General features: G+C 68.5%; 2 protein-coding genes. Both read right to left on the bottom strand.

What is annotated here, in order from left to right:
- Positions 1 to 552: 552 nt before the first annotated feature.
- The gene (locus AA75_RS53480; RefSeq protein WP_051812668.1) at positions 553 to 2,877 is read right to left on the bottom strand and encodes a DEAD/DEAH box helicase; all 2,325 of its coding nucleotides are present in this window, start codon (positions 2,875 to 2,877) and stop codon (positions 553 to 555) included.
- Positions 2,844 to 3,116 (bottom strand): DEAD/DEAH box helicase family protein, encoded by a 273-nt coding sequence (locus AA75_RS53475; RefSeq protein ID WP_158515520.1) that lies wholly within the window; start codon positions 3,114 to 3,116, stop codon positions 2,844 to 2,846. The genes AA75_RS53480 and AA75_RS53475 overlap by 34 nt, the downstream gene beginning before the upstream one ends.
- Between the last annotated feature and the right edge of the window lie 511 nt (positions 3,117 to 3,627).

The raw sequence follows: 3,627 nt of genomic DNA, 5'->3' as shown, positions 1-3,627 counted from the left end.
CCGTGGCGCTCCAGGCCATGGCCACCACCCGCGCCCAACAGCCACCGCCCATGCCACAGGCAGACCCGCTGCCACCTCTCGCGGCCGCCACGTCCTGACCAGTTCGCCCAGCCGTGCACAGCCGGCACGCGTACGCGACCGGACCATGTACTCCCCCCAGTCGCCACCGAGCCCGGGGCCGCCCGCCTGGCGACACTTGAGCGAAGGCTCCCGGCCCGGCCGACCAGGCAGGCAGGGCCTGCTCCAGGACGCGTCGGCCAGCGCGACACACCGCGACCAGCAGGTCTTGGCCGACGGGGTCCAGGAGGACCTCGACGTCGGGGCGGACCCCACTGACCCCGGGAGAGCACGGCGGCTGGCCCTTCCACCCCCACGATGCCCGCAGCTCAGCCACCGGCACGCCGTACCGCTCAGCGACCCGTCCCATCAACGACCAGACCGTCTCACCAGCCAGCGGAGCCGCACCGAAGATTCCAAACCCATGACCCCAGCCTTCCGAACAACAGCCACCATCAAGGGTGAAGCAGGCCGACCACCGCCCATCCGTGTCGCCTACACCCCCTCCACCGCCCACTCGACACCGAGCGCAGCGAGCTGCGCGAGCTGCTCCGCACTCAGTTTGGCCCGCCGTGCCTTGGTGTTGTTCGTCCACGCACCCAATGACAGGCCGTCAGAACTCCTGTAGGTGCGGGCGGGCCGCGCGTGGCCATGCTCCCGGACGAACTCCGCCAAGGCAGCCAAGTGGAGCTGGAACCGGTCGGAGCGGGAGACCTTCGGCTTCGCCTCCGCCGCGGCCTTCGCCGCCACCAGCTCCGGGTCCTCCTCGATGCCGATCGCGGCCAGCAGCTCCTGCTGCTCGGCTTCCAAGCCGGGCAGGCCAGCCCGCTGCACCACCACCCACCTGCCGAGCTGCTCGCCCTCGAACACCGTCTCCTCGGGCAGCTGCGCCCAGTCCACGCGGCCGTCCAACTCCAGCCACCACATCCGCGCCACGCTGTACGTGCGCTGCCAGACGATGGGCCAGGTAGGGCACCACCACGGGTCGATCTCCTCCAGCGCGGCCCACCGCTCCGGCGCGAGCGCCCCCGGTTCGCCTGCGGGCCCCTGGGCCGCAGCTCTCAGTTCTGACAACCAGGTCCCGATCGGATAGGACCCGATAGAGGCCCGTGCGGGCGCTGCCAGGCTGCCACCGTGTTCCTCGGCCCAGACCCGCGCCCAGGCCAGGCCGGCCTCGAACCGCGCATCCGACACGGACCAGATCATGCCGAGCGCATCCAGCATCTCCACCCGATGACGCACCAATTCACCCGCGGCATGCTCGGAACGCCTATCTGAAACCCACTTGCCAAGCGGAAACTTTCCCTCTTCTCCCGCCATTTCTGAATAGGGAACATCGAGGCCACCCGTCTCCTCAAACCAGCGCCTGGCGTGATTGATGCCCTCCCGCCAGTACTGATTCTCGCCCCTCAGCACCCGGGACGCGATGAACAGCGCCAGCACGTTCTCGTCCACTGGCGTCTGGAACCGCACCGGCAACGTGAACGCACCCGACCCACCCTCACCTGACCCAACATCACCAGGCAAAATGGCAGCTTCAGCGCTGCGCCCCTTCGTGCGCTTCCCGGACTGCTGAGGGACCGCAAGGGCCTCCACCACGCGCTCGTCATGGCTGCGGAGCGCGCTAAGGATTCGAACAAGCGGACCGTAGCTGTCCGACTCCAGAATGTCTCCCGGCTCCTCGCCGTGCGCCAGGAAAATGGGCACGATCAGGCTCGCCGTCTTTCCCTCGCCGGGCTTGATACGCAGGGCCCGGCCGATGGCCTGCACAATATCTACCATGCTGCCCCGGCCATTTAGTACGACCGAGTCTGCATTTGGGATGTCGACTCCCTCGCCAAGAATGCGACACTGAGAGACGATTCGATGTTTAAGGCCGTCGTGCTCCTCGCCCCGTCCGAAGTCGTGGATGACGCTCTTGCGGAAATCCACTCCGTGCTCGCCAGAAAGCCACTGGGCCCACATCTCGACCGGGTATTTCTGCGGGTTGCCGAGGTGCAGTTTCTCGACGGTCTGGTTCAGCGTCTCGGAGAAGTAGCGGGCCTCGAGCGTGCGGTTGTGGAAGGTGATGCACCGCCGCAGGTCCCGCTCGACCACGGTCTTGATCAGGCCGGCCTGGATCGCGGCGAGATGCGCGGCCGGCACCTCGTCCCCGCTCCCATCCTGCGCTTCCCCGACACCCGGCCCCCACGGCACGCCCTGCCGCTCGGCGCCCACGCGGTCGGCGCGCGGCTCGCGCAACTCCAGCACCACCACCTCGAAGGGCGCCAACAACTTTCTGTCGATGGCCTCGGCGAGCCCCAGGGATACCACCTGAGGGCCGAAGACCCGCTGGTCCGCCATGGAACAGACCAACTCCTCCGGGAGCGGCTGACGGGCGCCCTCACGCCGCCGCATCGCCGCACTCGGCGCAGCCCAGATCCGCGGCGTCGCCGTCATATACAGCCGGCGCTCCGCCGGGATCTCCGCCTGGTCGTGAACGATGGTCCAGCTCTTCTCCAGACTCCCCGAGGACCGGTGCGCCTCGTCGCAGACCATCAGGGCCAGCGGTGCCAGCGCCTCACCCCGTTGCTCGGCCCAGTAGGCGTAGGCGTCCGCCACGGCCCCGACCGAGGTGTACGTGGCGAACAGCGTGGCCGGCCTACAGCGCCTGGCTGCCTGCTCCAGCCACATGCCGATCATCAGCGGACTGGTCGTCGCCCCCACCCCGGCCGGCAGCTCGGAGTCGACCAACGAGCAGACAGCGTGCATGTCCCCGGAGCGGCCGGCGGCACGCCAGGAGCCGATCATCTGCACCAGCAGATCCAGCGTCGGCACCACCACCAGCACCGTGCCGTGCCGTGCCGTGCCAGCTTCTGCCCCGCCGCCGCCCCCACGAACGACTTCCCCGAGCCGGTGGCCATCTGCACCGTGACCCGCAGACCACCTGGCGGCACCGGCCGCCCGGGACGGGGCGTCAGGCCCCGCACGATGGCCTCCAGCGCCTCCTCCTGGTGCCCCCGCAGCGAGACGCCGGTGGCACTCCGAACGGCCGTCAGGCCCAGCTGTACGACGTCCACGAGAACCCGTCTCCCCTCACCCATTTCCGAGCCCGCACACGAGATCACACGGGAAATGCCGACACTGCCCCGCTGATACACGCGGAAGGCCCGGCCAAAGAATCCAATGCAAGCGGCCACCCGGCAGGATATAGGCAGTCGGTCAGGAACACCGTCGAACACTCAAATCCCGAGTACCGGTCCCCGGTTTCGGCGGGATCTACTGACGGCATACTCTTGATACACCGAGGGCCGTTGCTCACCCTGCCAGGGTAGCGCACCCACCCCATCACGAGTCCGGAACCCTGACCTAGACAGTGGACTAGACCAATCCAACAGGAGTGAAGCCAACCCCCACGCGCCCCCTCCAGCCAGCCTCACCCCACCTCAGCCACAAGCCCAGACCAACCTCATGATCTGGGATCAACCACAGGGGCCGCCGGAGCGAAGCGGAGCGGCCCCAGAGGGGAGCGAAGCGGACCGACCAGGCCCGGCAAAGCCGGGCCGGTCTGACCGAAGGTCAGGCCACGGA

Source organism: Kitasatospora sp. MBT63 (assembly GCF_000710465.2).
Classification (GTDB): Bacteria; Actinomycetota; Actinomycetes; order Streptomycetales; family Streptomycetaceae; genus Kitasatospora.
This window is presented reverse-complemented; position numbering and strand designations above follow the sequence as displayed.